Origin of the sequence: Streptomyces sp. NPDC050738, assembly GCF_040654175.1 — a bacterium.
In the GTDB taxonomy this organism is placed as follows: Bacteria; Actinomycetota; Actinomycetes; order Streptomycetales; family Streptomycetaceae; genus Streptomyces.
In genome coordinates this window covers 385,812-401,105 of the sequence record NZ_JBFAHN010000007.1, presented here as the reverse complement: position 1 = coordinate 401,105, position 15,294 = coordinate 385,812, and the positions used below count along the sequence as shown (strand labels likewise).

The 15,294-nt window shown below is 69.3% G+C and carries 12 protein-coding genes; 7 read left to right on the top strand and 5 right to left on the bottom strand.

Annotation, left to right across the window (positions count from 1 at the left end; all coding sequences use genetic code 11):
- The first annotated feature begins 11 nt into the window (after positions 1-11).
- Together AB0H78_RS20950 and AB0H78_RS20945 are read left to right on the top strand one after the other, a co-directional pair.
- Positions 12-1,589, top strand: a complete 1,578-nt coding sequence (locus AB0H78_RS20950; protein ID WP_363235988.1) for an MFS transporter — start codon at positions 12-14, stop codon at positions 1,587-1,589.
- Positions 1,590-1,632: 43 nt separating this feature from the next.
- On the top strand, positions 1,633-2,403 hold the full coding sequence (locus tag AB0H78_RS20945) for a DUF4097 family beta strand repeat-containing protein (RefSeq protein WP_363235986.1): 771 nt from the start codon (positions 1,633-1,635) through the stop codon (positions 2,401-2,403).
- A gap of 13 nt (positions 2,404-2,416) precedes the next feature.
- On the opposite strand, the gene AB0H78_RS20940 is transcribed toward AB0H78_RS20945, so the two are convergent.
- Complete coding sequence (locus AB0H78_RS20940) at positions 2,417-3,901, bottom strand: MFS transporter (protein ID WP_363236070.1); 1,485 nt, start codon at positions 3,899-3,901, stop codon at positions 2,417-2,419.
- Positions 3,902-4,178: 277 nt separating this feature from the next.
- On the bottom strand, positions 4,179-5,144 hold the full coding sequence (locus AB0H78_RS20935; RefSeq protein ID WP_363235985.1) for a pirin family protein: 966 nt from the start codon (positions 5,142-5,144) through the stop codon (positions 4,179-4,181).
- 128 nt (positions 5,145-5,272) lie between these two features.
- Between AB0H78_RS20935 and AB0H78_RS20930 the strand changes: the two genes are divergently transcribed.
- The gene (locus tag AB0H78_RS20930; protein ID WP_363235984.1) at positions 5,273-5,620 is read left to right on the top strand and encodes a tetratricopeptide repeat protein; all 348 of its coding nucleotides are present in this window, start codon (positions 5,273-5,275) and stop codon (positions 5,618-5,620) included.
- A 60-nt stretch (positions 5,621-5,680) separates the two neighbouring features.
- Here the strand turns inward: AB0H78_RS20930 and AB0H78_RS20925 are convergent, their stop codons facing one another.
- Entirely contained in the window at positions 5,681-6,367 is a 687-nt protein-coding gene (locus AB0H78_RS20925; protein WP_363235983.1) for an ABC transporter ATP-binding protein, read from the bottom strand.
- 2 nt (positions 6,368-6,369) lie between these two features.
- Positions 6,370-7,806: an ABC transporter permease gene (locus AB0H78_RS20920; RefSeq protein ID WP_363235982.1), complete on the bottom strand. Its 1,437-nt coding sequence runs from the start codon at positions 7,804-7,806 to the stop codon at positions 6,370-6,372.
- A gap of 171 nt (positions 7,807-7,977) precedes the next feature.
- Between AB0H78_RS20920 and AB0H78_RS20915 the strand changes: the two genes are divergently transcribed.
- Both AB0H78_RS20915 and AB0H78_RS20910 read left to right on the top strand, forming a co-directional pair.
- Positions 7,978-8,643, top strand: coding sequence for a response regulator transcription factor (locus tag AB0H78_RS20915; protein WP_363235981.1), 666 nt, complete (start codon positions 7,978-7,980; stop codon positions 8,641-8,643).
- Positions 8,640-9,854, top strand: a complete 1,215-nt coding sequence (locus tag AB0H78_RS20910) for a HAMP domain-containing sensor histidine kinase (RefSeq protein WP_363235980.1) — start codon at positions 8,640-8,642, stop codon at positions 9,852-9,854. The genes AB0H78_RS20915 and AB0H78_RS20910 overlap by 4 nt, the downstream gene beginning before the upstream one ends.
- A gap of 9 nt (positions 9,855-9,863) precedes the next feature.
- On the opposite strand, the gene AB0H78_RS20905 is transcribed toward AB0H78_RS20910, so the two are convergent.
- Complete coding sequence (locus tag AB0H78_RS20905) at positions 9,864-12,212, bottom strand: flippase-like domain-containing protein (RefSeq protein WP_363235979.1); 2,349 nt, start codon at positions 12,210-12,212, stop codon at positions 9,864-9,866.
- Between the two features lie 97 nt (positions 12,213-12,309).
- Between AB0H78_RS20905 and AB0H78_RS20900 the strand changes: the two genes are divergently transcribed.
- Together AB0H78_RS20900 and AB0H78_RS20895 are read left to right on the top strand one after the other, a co-directional pair.
- A complete protein-coding gene (locus tag AB0H78_RS20900; RefSeq protein WP_363235978.1) occupies positions 12,310-13,527 on the top strand; it encodes an MFS transporter in 1,218 nt (405 codons plus the stop codon).
- Between the two features lie 313 nt (positions 13,528-13,840).
- The gene (locus AB0H78_RS20895) at positions 13,841-15,163 is read left to right on the top strand and encodes a globin domain-containing protein (RefSeq protein WP_363235977.1); all 1,323 of its coding nucleotides are present in this window, start codon (positions 13,841-13,843) and stop codon (positions 15,161-15,163) included.
- The last annotated feature ends 131 nt before the right edge of the window (positions 15,164-15,294 follow it).

Sequence of the window (15,294 nt, the reverse complement as noted above, 5' to 3'; positions counted from 1 at the left end):
CAGGAGCCCCCGTGCCCGCCACCGCCGCAAAGACCACGAAATCCCCAGGGCCAGACGCATCGACGCTGGCCGTCGGAACGCTCATCGCCGGCTGCCTCGCCGTCTGTCTGGCACAGATCGGCCTCGCCATCCCTGCCACGCTCAACGGCCTCTTCCAGAGCGAACTGCACCCGGTGGGTTCGCAGTTGACCTGGATATCCGACGCCTTCCTCCTGCCGGTCGCCGTCCTGGAGCTGACGTTCGGCGTGCTCGGCGACCTCTTCGGCCGCAAGCGACTGCTCGTCGGCGGCGCGCTGCTCATGGCCGTGGGCGAGGTCGTCAGCGCCTCCAGCGACGGCGTGCACCAACTCTGGGCGGGGCAGGCGCTCGCCGGCCTGGGCGCGGCAGCACTGTTCCCCACTTCGCTGGCGGTGATCGCCGCAGGCACCCGTACACACACCCAGCGGGCCCGTGTCATCGCGCTCTGGGCCGCATGCCTCTCCACCGGCGGTTTCCTCGCCCCGCTCCTGGGCGGAATCACGGCCACCTACGGCTCCTGGCGCTGGTCCTTCGTCGTGGTCGTGGCCATCGCCCTGGCGAGCGCGCTGGTGAGCGCACTGCTCGCACAGAACTCGCGGGCCCCCGAGGGGCGTTCACTGGACCCGGCCGGACAGATCACCATCGGGCTCGGCCTGTTCGCGCTGCTGTACGCCATCATCCAGGGCCCCACCGACGGCTGGGGATCGACGCCAGTACTGGCCGGATTCCTGCTGGCCGCGGTCTTCCTCGCGGCCTTCGTGTTCGCCGAACTGCGCGTGAAATCACCCCTGCTGCGGCTGGACCTTTTCCGCAACCGCTCATTCGCGGTGGCCTCTGCCGTCGCCGTGGTCGGCATGTTCAGCTTCCTCGGCACCGCGTACGCCGTGAGCATCCGGCTCGGTCCGGTGCAGGAGCAGAAGCCCATGCACACCGCCATGGCCTTCCTGCTGCTCAACGGACTCGCTCTCGCCCTGCTCCCGGTCACCGAGCGACTGTTGAAGCACGTCGCTCCCGGCCTGGTGCTGACGGGCGGCCTGGTGCTGATAGCCGGAGGAGACTTCTGGGCCGCGAGCCTGCCGATCACCGATGAGGCTTTCACCTCGCTCATCCTGCCGCTGGGCCTGATCGGCGTAGGTTTCGCCATCACCGTGTCATCGATCACCGCCACCGCCGTCAACACGGTTCCGCAGCACCTCGCCGGGATGGCCAGCGCCACCACCAACCTGCTGCGCGACTTCGGGTTCACCCTCGGCCCTGCCGTGATCGGCGCCGTGGCACTCAGCCGCGCGGCATCCCACTTCGGCTCGTCGCTACACGCCTCCGCCCTCCCTGATGCCACGAAGGGTGCCGCGGCGGCCGTTCTCGAGGAGGGCGGCCCGCTCGCCGTCAACGGAGCCTCGGAGGCATCCCCCGTACTCAAACCCGCCCACAGCCTCGCCATGGACGCACTCGGCCATGGCTACTCCATCGGGTTCGTGGTCTGCGGCGCCGCAGCGCTGCTCTCCGCACTCCTGGCGCTGGTTGCCCTCCGCGGCCGTTCCGCCGGCGTGGACGAGGCGGCCGGCGCCTGACCGTGGTCCGCATGGAAGCCTTCGCCCGGGGCAGCCGTGACCTATGAACGCTGCGACGAAGGCACACGTGCGATGCCTCGCGGCCGTGCTGGCCCTGGCTCCGCTCCTCGCCGCCTGCGGCGGGGGGTCCGATGAGCACTCGGACGGGCAAGGGAGTTTCGGGGCCGCCGAGTTGAGCGGTGGCGACGGCGGCGCACACATCATGATCACCACGGACAACGGGCTGCGCCTGCGCCCCACGGACGGCAGCCGTGCCACCGTGGACCAGGACATCGACCACCACTGGTCCCACCACGATCACACCTGGGTGCTGGACCTGACCTGCACCACGGATGACGACGGTGACCGGCCGTGCCCGCGCATGCCCGAGGTCGACGTGCCCGACGGCGCCGCTGTCACGGTCCGCGCGCGCAATGCGGGCATCGACGCGGCGGGGGTGGATGCCGCCCTTGACCTGACAACCGTCAACGGCGACGTGGTGGTGGACGGTTCAGGTCGGGCCGACGCGCCCATGCGCCTGGTCACCCGCAACGGATCCGTGCGGACCTCGGCCGTACGGGCCTCGCAACTGCACGCCGCAACGGTGAACGGCGATGTCCTGGCCCAGTGCGCCACCTCCCCCCGGCACATCACCGCCGCGACCACCAACGGCTCGGTGGACACCGCCGTGCCGCACGACTCCCCCACCTACCGGGTGACAGCCACCACGGACAACGGCCGTGCCTACGTCACCCTCCCGACCGGTGAGGCATCGTCCGACCGCACGATGGCGCTCACCACCGTCAACGGCGACGTACGAGCACACCGCGACTGATACCGGCGCACGGTCAGGAATCCGATGTACCACCGCTGCCGGAGGAGCGTTCCGCGGCGAGGCGGTAGAGATCCTGGGACGTGGTGATCAGCTCGCGCTGTTCCTCCCGCGATCCGACCATCGGCTGGGAGCCGTCGAGTGGCATCTGGGCGCTCTCCGGCAGGAACTTGACGGTCACGAGGCCGATGACCCCGGCGAGGATCAGGTAGTACGCGGGCATGAGGTTGTTGCCGGTGACGCTGACCAGCGCCTCGGTGACCAGCGGCGTAGTGCCCCCGAAGGCGGCCACCGCGAAATTGAAGCCGATGCCCATGGAGGCGTACCGCACGGCGGTCGGGAAGAGGGCGGGCAGGGTGGCCGCACTCGGTGCGGCGAAGCCCGCGAGCAGCGTGGACAGGATCAGGACGCCGAGCAGGGGCAGCCAGGTGCCGTCCGCCTGGAGAAGCAGGAAGGCCGGGACCGCAAGGATGATCATGGCCGTCGCGGAGACCGCGTACACCGGACGCCGGCCCACATGGTCGCTGAGGCGTCCGATGAAGGTGATGAGCACGACGATCCAGAGCATGCCGATGAGCACCATCATGTCCGCGAAGCTGCTCGACCGGTCGAGGGTCTCGTTCAGGTACGTGGGCAGATAGCCGGTGACCATGTAGTTCGTGACGTTGTAGAGCAGGACCAGTCCCGCGCACAGCAGCAGCGGCTGCCAGTGCTTCTTGACGATGGTCTTGAACTCCGTGCCCGCGGACTTCTGGGCGAGGCTCTTCTCGTGCTCGTCGAGCTGCTGCTGGAAGGCGGGGGACTCCTCCAGCTTCATCCTCATGTAGAGACCGATGATCCCGAGCGGGCCCGCGACCAGGAAGGGCACGCGCCATCCCCAGGACAGCATTTCGGCGTCGGAGAGCGCCAGGTTCAGCACCGTGACCAGTGCGGATCCGAGGGCGTAGCCGACGAACGTTCCGAAGTCGAGCCAGCTGGAGAGGAAGCCGCGACGGCGGTCCGGAGAGTACTCGGCCACGAAGGTCGTCGCGCCTCCGTATTCGCCGCCGGTGGAGAACCCCTGGACCATTCGGGCGAGCAGCAGGAGGATCGGCGCTGCCACCCCGATCGTGGCGTAACTGGGGATGAGACCGATCGAGAAGGTTCCCGCCGCCATCATGATCATGGTGGTGGCCAGGACTTTCTGCCGGCCGATACGGTCCCCCAGCGGGCCGAACACGATGCCGCCGAGGGGGCGTACGACGAACGCGGCGGCGAAGGTGGCGAAGGAGGAGATCAGCTGGGCGCTGGGCGAGGCGCTGGGGAAGAAGACCTTGCCGATGGTCGCGGCGAGGTAGCTGTAGACGCCGAAATCGAACCATTCCATGCAGTTGCCGAGCGCCGAGGCGCTGACCGCCCGCTTGAGCAGAGGCGCCTCGACGACCTGCACGTCGTCTTCGCGGTAGGCCCGTTTGGTACGGCGCAGCCGCCGTGTGAACTCCTTGCGTACATGCCCCGGCATGTCGGCGATCGCCGCCGGCACTCGCCTGTTGTGCCGCTCGGGACCGGACCCTCGCTCGGGCTGGCCGTCCACCACGGTGTCGCCTTTCGGTCGAGCCTGCACTGCCCCCGCGTTGCATTGTGTGCCGACTCGATCACTGAGCGCATGTCCGGATCCATGCCTGTAGGGCCGATCGCGCGATACGGAGGCGGTGCCGCACCCTTCGGGCGCGCGGGAGCGGCACGGGTGGCGCCGTCCGATGCGGGGCCCGGTGTACGCCTCGCTGTCGAACGCCGGATCAGCGGCGCCTGCCCCTGGGCTTCAAGGGAGTCGCGGGCAGCTCCGGGGCCGGGATCGGAGCCCCGTCGTAACCCTTCACCTCGCCGAAGCGGGTGCCCGTCATCCAGTCCGAGCGAGCCTGTGCGATCTCCTCGCCGGATCGTCCGATCCAGTTCCAGAACATGACGATCTCCTCCTCGAACGGCTCCCCGCCGAGAAGGAGCAAGCTCGCGTCGGAGACCGCGCGCAGCGGGAGTTCGGTGCGGCCGCAGCCGAGGTAGAGCATCGAGCCGGGGAGGACCGGGACCCCGTCGACGCGGGCCTCCCCGGACATGGCGAGGACCGCGTACTCGAAGTCCGGGTCGAGCGGCAGGCCCGCTTCGGCGCCGGCCGTCAGCGTCAGGTCAGCGCCCACGAGCGGGGAGTACGTCGTGCCCGGTGACGCGGCGCCGTCCAGTGTGCCGAGGATGACCGTCGCGGCGACGCCCGGGGCGGTGACGGCCGGCAGGTCGGCGTGGTGCTGGAAGTGGGGTTCGGTCGTGCGGTGCGCGTCGGGCAGGGCGACCCAGAGCTGCGCGCCGTGCAGGAACTTAGCGTGGGATGTGGGGCTCTCCTCGGAGTGGCTGATGCCCCGGCCCGAGGTCATCAGTCCGAGTTCGCGCGCGCCCACGGTCTGGAGCGACCCGACGCTGTCACGGTGCAGCACTTCGCCCTCGTGTAGCCAGCTGACGGTCTGCAGTCCCATGTGCGGGTGGGGCGGGACCTGCATGCCGGGCTCGTCGGCGATGTCGTCGGGGCCGTAGTGATCGACGAAGCACCAGGCACCGACCATCCGCCGCCCCAGATTGGGCAGCAGCCTCCGTACCTCGGTGGATGCTCCGAGCTTCACGGTGCGCGGGCTCAGAAGTTCGCGCACCGGCTCCGCGGCGACAAATCCCCGGCCGCCACAGACGGAAAGTGTGGCCTGGTCATCGAGATTGCTCATGGCGCACAACCTAGCGCCGGACGGGCCGGGAGCAGCAGTGCCGGGGCTGCCGACGCCATAGTGGAATGTTCAACCAGGTGGGCGTGTTACTCCCCTCGTCCATGCGAACCGCGGGAGAAGGAGGGCGAGTGAACATCACGGAGACGTACCTCATGGAGGGGACGGCTGCGGAGCGCTGGGAGCGCGCGCACCTCTTCTTCGGGGCGAAGGAGTACGACAAGGCCGCGCTCATCCTGCGCGTCCTGGTCGACGAGGTCCCCGAGCAGGTCGGGCCGCGGCTGCTGCTCGCCCGCTCCTACTACCACTCCGCCCAGCTGGGACGGGCCGAGAGCGAGCTGCGCGAGGTGCTGGGTCGTGACCCGGTGGAGGAGTACGCGCTGCTGATGCTCGGCCGCACCCTGGAGCGGCAGGGGCGGCACGCCGAGGCGGCGCCGCATCTGCGGATGGCCGCCGCACTGTCCGGCGACTTCTCCTGACGGCCGGGACCGGCGCCGTGTCCGCCTGTACTTCGGGCGGGCACGGGGCGCCGGACCGGTTCAGCCGCGGATGCGCGTGAGCTTGCCGCGCTTGAGGTGGAGCACCTCGTCGGAGGCGTCGGCGACCGCCTGCGCGTGCGTGACCAGGACGACGCACTTGCCGCTCTCGTGCGCGAGTTCCTTGAACAGACCGATGATCTCCCCCGCCGTGTCCTGGTCGAGGCTGCCGGTCGGCTCGTCGGCGAAGAGGATGTCGACCTCGCAGGCGAGCGCGCGGGCGATCGCCACGCGCTGCTGCTGACCGCCGGACAACTGGAGTGTTCTGCGGTGGTGTTCGCTCTCCTCGATGCCGAGACGGTCGAGCAGTTCCACCGCCCTGCGCTTGCGGTGCCGCCCCTTCACACCCGTGATCTCCATCGCCGAGGTGATGTTCTGGACGGCGGTGAGATAGGTGAGGAGGTTCAGCGACTGGAAGACGGTCGCCACATGCCTGTTCCGGTAGGCGCCCAGGCCGAGTTCGGCGATGTTGCGGCCCTTGAACGACACGCTGCCCGACACGGGGCTGTCCAGGCCGCTGGCCAGGGAGAGGAGCGTCGTCTTCCCGCTGCCGGAGGGGCCGATCACGGAGTACATCCGGCCGGCTTCGAAGGAGTGGCTGACGTCCTTGAGGACGACCCGCCGGCGGTTTCCGCCCGCGTAGCTGTGGGTGATGCCGTTCAGCTGGAGTACGGGATGGTCTGAAGTCATGGTCAGTCGCCCTTGGTGAGGATTTCGCGCGGCTTGAGGCGCAGTACGGCGATCCCGGGGATCAGGGTGGCCAGAGTCGCGATGCCCAGGCCGGTGATGCCGACCTTGGCGATGTCCCCATTGCTCAGCCGGATGTCCATGTGGTCGATCGGCTTGACGTCGGGCTGGTCGTCCGAGGGGGAATTGGCTCCCGACGACGTACTGCTGTGGTCCACGGCGTCGTCCTGCGGAGCGTCCTTGGCATCGGACACCTCGCCGGCCAGCAGACGGCTGCCCACGCTCTCCGATACGAACTGGCTGGCCGCGGCCGACAGCCCGATGGCGATCAGCGCACACGCGACGACCTCCACCAGGTGCTGCCCGAGGAGTTTGGGCTTCTTCTCCCCCAGGGCGAGCAGGATGCCCAGTTCCTTGCGGCGCTCGCGGAGCGAGGAGGTGATGATCAGTCCGAGGATGACCGCTCCGGCGACCGAGACCAGCCAGACGGTGAGGGTGGCGAAGCCCGCCGTCTTGTTGATGGGGCCGACCAGGGTCTTGTACTGCTTGTCGTTCACGGACAGCGGGAAGATCTCGGGATCCACCCCGGCCGCTTTCGCGTCCTTCTTCAGCTGGTCGAGATCGTCCGGGTCGCGCAGGGTGAAGGTGGCCTTCTCGATGACGCTTCCCTTGGCGCCCGGCTCCGTTCCCCGCAACACGCTCGCGCCTTCGGGAGAGACATAGATCTGATTGCCCGGATCCATGATCGCCGGTGTGTACAGGCCCGTGTCGGCATTCTCGTTCTTGAAGATGCCGACCACGGTGAACTCGATGTCCTTGCCGTGGTTGGACACCCCTATCTCGCCCACCTTGAGGCGGACCTTGTCGCCCACCTTCAGGTGGTTCAGCTTGGCCATGCGCTCTTCGAGCATCACCGCGTTGCCGGTCGTACGGGGGGTGATCCCGGATCCGGACGTGATCTTCGAGGAACCGTTGCGGAAGTCGGGTACCGCCGCGGTGTCCCGGATACCTTCGGCCTTGAAGAAGTCGGTGCCTCCGGTGTCCGTACCGGCCGGGGGCGGGACCGGCTGGTAGAGCTTGGCGTCGCCGGAGGGCGCGGCCGCGGCACCGGCGGTGAAGTTGTACTGCGACACCACCTTGGACGTCTTGCCGATCTTGTCGACCGGACCGCTGTACAGGTTGCCGCCCGCACCGATCGTTCCGCCCTGTGCGCCGTTGGGCTTGCTCGCGCCGCCCGAGGCGATCAGGGCGTCCACGTCGAGCTGCATGGTCGCGACGGCGCCGACGCTCTTCTTGGCATCGTCCGCGGCCCGCGCGGCCGACGACTGGATGAGGAAACCCGACAGGACCAGCGTGCAGATGACGAAGAACAACCCCACCAGCATCGCGGTCTTGCCGAGATGGGCGACCAGCCTCCACCACGCCCGTTTGAACAGATTCATAGTCTTCTCTTCGCTCCGTCTCCACGATCATCTGGACAGAAATCGACCCTAGGAAGCGAACGTTTTGAAGAGCGTTTGAAGGCCCCGGAAGATCGGGAGTGGCTCATACACGGTTCCAACACGGGGTCTGATACCTGTGGGGAAGGAAGAGCAAGGAAGAGGACATCAGGCGTGCGCGTACTAGTGGTCGAGGACGAGAAATACATGGCACGGGTCCTGGAAATGGGGCTTCGCCGGGAAGCGATCGCCACGGATGTCGTGCACGACGGGGCGACGGCGCTGGAGCGGCTGACCGTCAACGACTACGACGCGGTGATCCTCGACCGCGACCTCCCCGGTGTCCACGGCGACGAGGTCTGCCGCCGGCTGCTCACCCTCAAACCGGACTGCCGCATCCTCATGCTGACCGCCGCGGGGCGACTGGGCGACAAGGTGGAGGGGCTCGGCCTGGGAGCCGACGACTATCTGGCGAAACCGTTCGACTTCCCTGAACTGGTCGCCCGGCTGCGGGCGTTGCACCGGCGCAGCCCCCGGGCCCACGCCCCCGTTCTGGCCTTCGCTGATGTCGCCTTCGACACCCACCGCAGGCAGGTCACCCGCGCGGGGCGCGAGGTGCGCCTCGCTCCCAAGGAGCTGGCCGTACTGGAACTGCTGATGCGCGCCGACGGCGGGGTGCTCAGCGCCGAGCACCTGCTGGAGAAGGCGTGGGACGAGAACGCCGACCCGTTCACCACCGCGGTACGCCTGGTCATCCACACTCTCCGCAAGAAGCTGGGCGACCCCCAACTCGTGCACACGGCGATCAGCGCGGGTTACTACCTGGCCGTCCGGGCATGAAGCGCACGCTCAGCATCCACCGCCGTCTGTACCTGGGATTCGCCATCGCGCTGGTCGCCTCGGGCGCACTGATGACCGCCATCATCTACGTCGGCATCCGCTACCTGCCCACGTACGAACTCGCCGGGAACACGCCGGTCACCTCCGTGAGCCCGCCGCCCGCGGTGCCCTCCGCCTCGTCCACCGCCCCGAGCCCGCAGCCGTCCAAGGGCACGGACGTGAGCAAGTTCTCCCACACGGTCGCCGTACGCGACAAAGAAGACGTCTGGCACCTGGTGCTCACCACGTCCGTCGCCGGGCTGCTCCTGGTCACCACGCTCGGTCTGGCCGGCGGCTGGATCGCCACACGACGGCTGCTCGCACCGCTGCACACCATCAGCCAGGCCGCCTCCAAGGCGGGCGCCGGCGATCTCGCGTACCGCATCAACGCCGAGGGGCCCGCCGACGAGCTCAAGGAGCTCGCCGACACCTTCGACACCATGCTGGACCGGCTCGAGGAGTCGTTCGCCGCACACCAGCGGTTCGCGGCCAATGCCTCCCACGAGCTGCTCACCCCGCTGGCCACCACCCGCAGCATCCTTCAGCTCGCCCAGTCCGATCCGACGGGCCGGGAGCTCGCCGAACTCGCCCCGATGCTGGCCGAGACGAACGAACGCAACATCGCCATCGTCACCTCGCTGCTCGAACTCGCCGTCACCGAGCACGCGGAGCCCGACCCCGATCCGGTCGACCTGGCCACGCTCGTCGACCTCGCCGTCGCCGACCGCACCCCACGCGCCGAGAAGTGCGCGGTCGCTCTGGAGGCGGACGGCGATCTCGACTGCCCGGTCACCGGCAACAGCGCACTGCTCCGCCAGCTCGTGTTCAATCTGCTCGACAACGCCATGAGCCACAACGAACCCGGTGGTTCCGTACGTCTGACCGTGCTCCGCGACGACCTCGACTCCATGGTGACGCTGGAGGTGGACAACACCGGGACGCTGATCGACCCGGCGATCGTGGACCGCCTCTTCGAACCGTTCTACCGGCTCGACTCACGGGTCAGCAGCGACAGTTCGGGGCATGGGCTCGGTCTCGCCATCGTCCGCTCCATCGTCCGGGCACATCACGGCTCGGTGAGCGCACGGGCCAACCCGGACGGCGGTCTGACGGTACGGGTGGAACTGCCCACCGGGGCTGCGGCCCCGGACGACGCGTGGCGGGCCTCGTAGCCCTCCGCGCTACAGCGCGCCGCGTTTCTGCAGCCAGGTGGTGGCCAGCCAGCCGGGAACGATCGGCAGCCAGAACGTGAAGAGCCTGAAGAGGATCACCGCGGAGAACGCCGTGGAGGCACCGATGCCCGTCGCCGTCGTCAGGCCTCCGGACAGCAGGGCCTCGACTGCCCCCAGGCCACCGGGCGTCGGGACGACGGAGCCCGCCGTCTTGCCGATCAGGAAGACGACGGCGACGGTGGCGAAGGAGATCGGCTGGTCGGGTACGAAGGCGCGGACCGAGGCCCACAGCGCCAGGCTCCCGACGAGCGGCAGCATGAACGACCCGGCGAGGCCGACGAGGAGTTTGCGGGGGTCGCTCACCAGCTCCAGCATGCGCGGGCCGACTCCCGAGAAGAACGGCTTGACCCGGGTGACCACGAACTTCCGTACCGGCGGCACGGCGGTGGCGACCAGACCGAGCACACCCACCGCGAGCAGTACGGTCACGATGACCGACGAGGGCGGCAGGTAGGACCCCTGGGACGACCCGGAGATGGACCCGAGCAGCATCACCAGGAGCAGGAACGCCCCGAAGTTGGCCACTTGCGAGGCGGCCATGCTGGTCACAGCGAGCCCGGAGGACACCCCGGCCTTCTGCAGGAAGCGGGTGTTCAGCGCGACGCCGCCCACGGCGGCCGGGGTCACCAGCGTGACGAACGAGGCGGCGAACTGGGCCAGCAGCAGGTGCAGTTTGTTGAGCCGCTGGGGTACGAATCCGCCCAGACCCATCGACGCCGCCACGTAGGTGAGCGCGGAGCCGCCCAGGGCCAGCGCGGCCCAGGGCCAGGACATGCCTTTGAAGAGGCTGCCGAGCGGCTGTCCGGAGAACTGGCTGATCAGGAAGTACGCGGCGATCACACCGCCGAGGCCCGAGAGGATCGTGCGCGGCCGCAGCCGCTCCAGCACGACTGTCGGGGACTGCGGGGCCTCCGGCTGGAAAGCGAGGATCTCCTCCGCGACTCCGCCGACCACGCTCTTGTGCCGGCGCAGCTGGGCGCGGGTCTCGGCGCTGACCACGGCAGGCCGCAGCAGCGGGAGGAGTGCGCCCATCGCCACGTCGCCGAGCACGGCCCGAGCGGAGCTCACGGCGCGCTCGGGGCCGACCAGGACGCCCAGTGTGGCCAGGAGTTCCACGTCGTCGAGCCGCTGCTGGAGCTCGGATGCCGCGACCTCGCCGGCCTCCAGGCGCATCAGCCACACCACGCCCGCATCGTCCACGAGGAAGGCTCCCGTGGAGAGTCTGCGGTGGCTGATCTGGTGGCGGTGCAGTTCGGCGGTGAGCCGCCAGATGCGGTCCAGGAGCGGGTCGGTGAGTTCTTCGGGCTCCAGTTGATCGAGGGTGCGGCCTTCGATCTGCTGGTACGCGATCATCACGGCGTCGGAGCCCAGTTTGCGGACGGCCGCGAGCTTGGGCGTACGGATGCCGCTGTCGCGGACGGCGAGAGCGAGGAGGGTGCGCTGTTCCACGATGTGCTGCAGCGAGGCCAGTCCCTGGCTCTGCGCCGGGCGGCGCAGGCGCAGTCGCTGGTAGAGGCGGTAGGCGAGGCCGACCGCGAGCCTGTCGCGGTCCAGGACGGTGACGGCCAGGCGGGTTCCGGCTTCGGTGTCCACCGCGTAACGGCGTGCCCCGTCGGTGCCGTCGGGTGTGCGGGTCCAGTCGGCCACGGCCAGATCCGCCCCGGCGAGTGCGGTCATCACCGCTTCACCGGTGGGCCTGGTGTCGGCCGCGCCGCGTGCCCAGCGGATTCCGTAGGCGACGGTGCGTCCGAGCGCGAAGCTGACCAGCACTCCGACCAGGGTGGTGCGGTGCTCCACGAGGGCGGCGGCGGCCGTGATGGCGAGGCTGAACCAGGTGGCGTTGCGGACGATGAGCCGGTCGCCGAATCCGACGATCGAGACAAACGCGACGACCGTGGCGATGTACAGGTGGATGGGGGTGCTGCTGCCGTCGGACTCCGAGGTGGTCAGGGCGAGACGCAGGGCCTCCGGTGCCGGACCGTGGACGTACAGGTCGATGGCGAACGCGGTCAGATACGCGACGAGGGCGGCGAGGATGCCGTCGGCGACCAGCCGGCCACCCCGCTTGAGCAGACGCTCCACGGCCGCAACGGCCGGTGCCACGGCCATGACGACTCCTGCGGCGAACACCACGGGGCCGATCAGGATGTCGGGCGCGGCCCGCTCCAGGACCGCAAGACCCACGAGGAGCACGATGCCGGCCAGGCCGGCGATCAGCCGGGCCCGGTCCGCCGACTGCCGCGTGAAGGCGTGCAGTTGCTGTTCGGTTCCGCCGTCGTCGTTCGTTCCGCTGACCACCGTCACCTGCGTCTGCCACCCGCCGTCGCTCGTACACGCTCATCGATCGCGTCAGGGTAACAATGCATAACGAACTTAATCGCTTAATTTGTCCCTTATGGACACGACCGATGGCACTCCGGGTACCAGGCCCTCCGTCACTGCCTGTCTGAATCTCGCCCTGGCAACCGTCGGGTTCGCTCTGACCTTCTGGGCCTGGGACCTCATCGCCCCGCTCGGCAGCGATTACAAGGACGATCTCGGGCTGAGCTCCTTTCAGCAGTCGCTGCTCGTCGCGGTGCCCGTCATCGTCGGCTCGCTCGGCCGCATCCCCGTGGGAGCCCTCACCGACCGCTACGGCGCCCGGCTGATGTTCCCGCTCGTCTCGGCCCTCACCATCGTGCCGGTGCTCGCGCTCATTCCCGCCCGGCACTCGTACGCGGCCATGCTGGGCGCCGGATTCCTGCTGGGGCTCGGCGGGACGACGTTCGCCATCGGTGTCCCGCTCGTCAACTCCTGGTTCCCACCGGCCCGTCGGGGCTTCGCGCTCGGCGTCTTCGGGATGGGCACGGGCGGGGTCGCGCTCTCCGGTTACTTCACTCCCCGCATGGCCGAGCACGGCGAGAACCTGCCGTTCCTCGTGGTCGCCGTGGCGCTGGCCGCCTTCGCTGTACTCGGTGCGCTGCTGCTTCGGGACCTGCCCGGCCGCGCCGTTCCCGCCGAGAGTCTCGGCACGCGTCTGGGCGGGGCGGCCCGGCTCCGCGTCACCTGGGAACTCTCGGCGCTGTACGCGATCGGGTTCGGCGGTGTGGTCGCGTTCGGCGTCTACCTGCCGACGTATCTGAAGACCTGGTACGAGCTGACGCCCACCGACGCCGGCACCAAGGCCGCCGGTTTCGCCGTGGCCACCGTCATCTTCCGGCCCATCGGCGGCTGGCTCGCGGACCGTGTCCACCCCGCCACGGTCACCGCGGGCGCGCTGGCCCTCGTGGCGCTGCTCGCCATCGTGCAGGCCTTCGATCCGCCGCTCGCCCCGCTCGGCACCATCTGCTTCCTCGGCATGGCGGCCGGGCTCGGAGCGGCGGGCGGGGCCGTGTTCGCGATGGTCGCGCAGATCACGCCGCAGCCCCGAGTCGGCTCCGTCACCGGGATCGTGGGCGCCGTCGGGGGACTGGGCGGATTTGTGCCGCCCCTGGTGATGGGCGCCATCTACAGCGCGCAGAACTCGTACTCCATCGGCTTCATGCTTCTGTCGGACCTCGCCCTGGCCGGATGCGTGTACGCGTACGGGCGGATGCGCTCGATCCGGCCGGGGGCCCCGGTCCGACAGCGGTAGATCAACCGGCTGAGCTTCCAGGCCGGTGTGACCGACCGGCCCGCATGCCCGCACCACAGTCCGCGCCGGACTCCGACCCGCACCGCCGGAATGATTTGTCTGTTCGATAGCGACCGGTATGGTCGATCCGGTTTCCACCCGAAACCCCCGACCGGCGGGACGCGAGTGGCCCAGGCCGGCCGGTCGACCGCAGCCGTGAGGGATCACATGCGGTGACAACGTCCTTGACGGGCATGAGAGGAGGCAAGAAGACGCGCATTTCCCACCAGGGGAGGTGCAGGACCGACCGCAGACGTTTGAGGCGAGGCGCGAAATGAAGGCTCCGACCAGCACGGCAGGCGATGGCGGCCCTGGCGACGAAGAAGCGGACACGAACTGGTTCGCGCCGCGCGAGAGACCGGACCGCGACGGAGTCGATCCTTCCAGAACTGCTTCCGACGGCGCCGATGACCATCCCGAACCGGCCCCCGCAACGGCGCGCGACACCCTTGGCGCCACGCCGCCCACGCCGCCCACGCCGCGCAAGGCGTCGCTGGACGCCACCCTGATCCGGCGGACGATGGAGGAGCTCGCACCCGTGGCCGACAAGGCCACCTCGTACTTCTACGCACTCCTCTTCATCCGCCATCCTGAACTGCGCGGGCTCTTCCCCGTCGCCATGGACGCCCAGCGCGACCGCCTCCTGAAGGCCCTGCTGACCGCCGCCGAGCACATCGACGACTCCGAGACCCTGGTCGCGTACCTGCGCGAGCTGGGCCGCGGGCACCGCAAGTACGGCACCACCCCCGAGCAGTACCCGGCCGTCGGCGAGGCCCTGATCGGCGCGCTGAGCCGTTACGCGGCCACCACCTGGGACGCCGAGACGGAGGCCGCCTGGGTGCGTGCGTACACGACGATGTCCCAGGTCATGATCGACGCGGCGGCCGAGGACGAGCTCACGTCACCGCCGTGGTGGCTGGCGGAGGTCGTCTCGCACGAACTGCGCGCCCCGGACATCGCGGTCGTCACCCTCCGCCCCCACCAGCCCTACCCCTTCCGTGCCGGCCAGTACGCGGCCATGGAGACCTCTTGGTGGCCGAGGGTCTGGCGGCACTACTCGTTCGCCTCCGCGCCCCGCCCCGACGGACTGCTCTCCTTCCACGTCAAGGCGGTTCCCGCCGGCTGGGTCTCCAACGCCCTGGTCCACCGCGCCCGCCCGGGCGACGTCGTGCGCCTCGGCCCGCCCACCGGCTCGATGACCGTCGACCACACATCCGACAACGGGATGCTGTGCCTGGGCGGCGGCACGGGCATAGCGCCCATCAAGGCCCTCGTCGAGGACGTCGCGGCGCACGGCGAGAGGCGTCCTGTCGAGGTCTTCTACGGTGCTCGAAGCGATCGAGGCCTCTACGATCTCGACACCTTGCACGGACTTCAGCAGGCCCACCCCTGGTTCACTTTCCACACCGTGGTCGACGGCCGGACGAAGCTGCCCGACGCGGTGCGGGCCCGCGGCCCGTGGGACCGGTACGACGCCTATCTCTCGGGGCCTCCCGGCATGATCCGCAGCAGCCTCGACGCGCTCACCGAGTCCGGCTTCCCCATGGACCGGATATGGCACGACTCAGTGGCGGAACTGGTGGCGGCGGCCGGCTGACCGGTCACCGCGAAAAACGGGGAGGAGGGGGGGGTTTTTTGGGTTCATGGCAAATAAAAACCCCCACCCCCCCGGGGGCCCCGGGGCGCCCGGCGTGGGGGGAAAAAGACAGGGGGCCACGGCCCCCGAGG

Bases quoted from the DNA above. Each gene is read 5' to 3' on its own strand.
- AB0H78_RS20945 (WP_363235986.1), top strand. From the start codon at position 1,633: ATGAACGCTGCGACGAAGGCACACGTGCGATGCCTCGCGGCCGTGCTG.
- AB0H78_RS20940 (WP_363236070.1), bottom strand. From the start codon at position 3,901: ATGCCGGGGCATGTACGCAAGGAGTTCACACGGCGGCTGCGCCGTACC.
- AB0H78_RS20935 (WP_363235985.1), bottom strand. From the start codon at position 5,144: ATGAGCAATCTCGATGACCAGGCCACACTTTCCGTCTGTGGCGGCCGG.
- AB0H78_RS20925 (WP_363235983.1), bottom strand. From the start codon at position 6,367: ATGACTTCAGACCATCCCGTACTCCAGCTGAACGGCATCACCCACAGC.
- AB0H78_RS20920 (WP_363235982.1), bottom strand. From the start codon at position 7,806: ATGAATCTGTTCAAACGGGCGTGGTGGAGGCTGGTCGCCCATCTCGGC.
- AB0H78_RS20910 (WP_363235980.1), top strand. From the start codon at position 8,640: ATGAAGCGCACGCTCAGCATCCACCGCCGTCTGTACCTGGGATTCGCC.
- AB0H78_RS20900 (WP_363235978.1), top strand. From the start codon at position 12,310: ATGGACACGACCGATGGCACTCCGGGTACCAGGCCCTCCGTCACTGCC.
- AB0H78_RS20895 (WP_363235977.1), top strand. From the start codon at position 13,841: ATGAAGGCTCCGACCAGCACGGCAGGCGATGGCGGCCCTGGCGACGAA.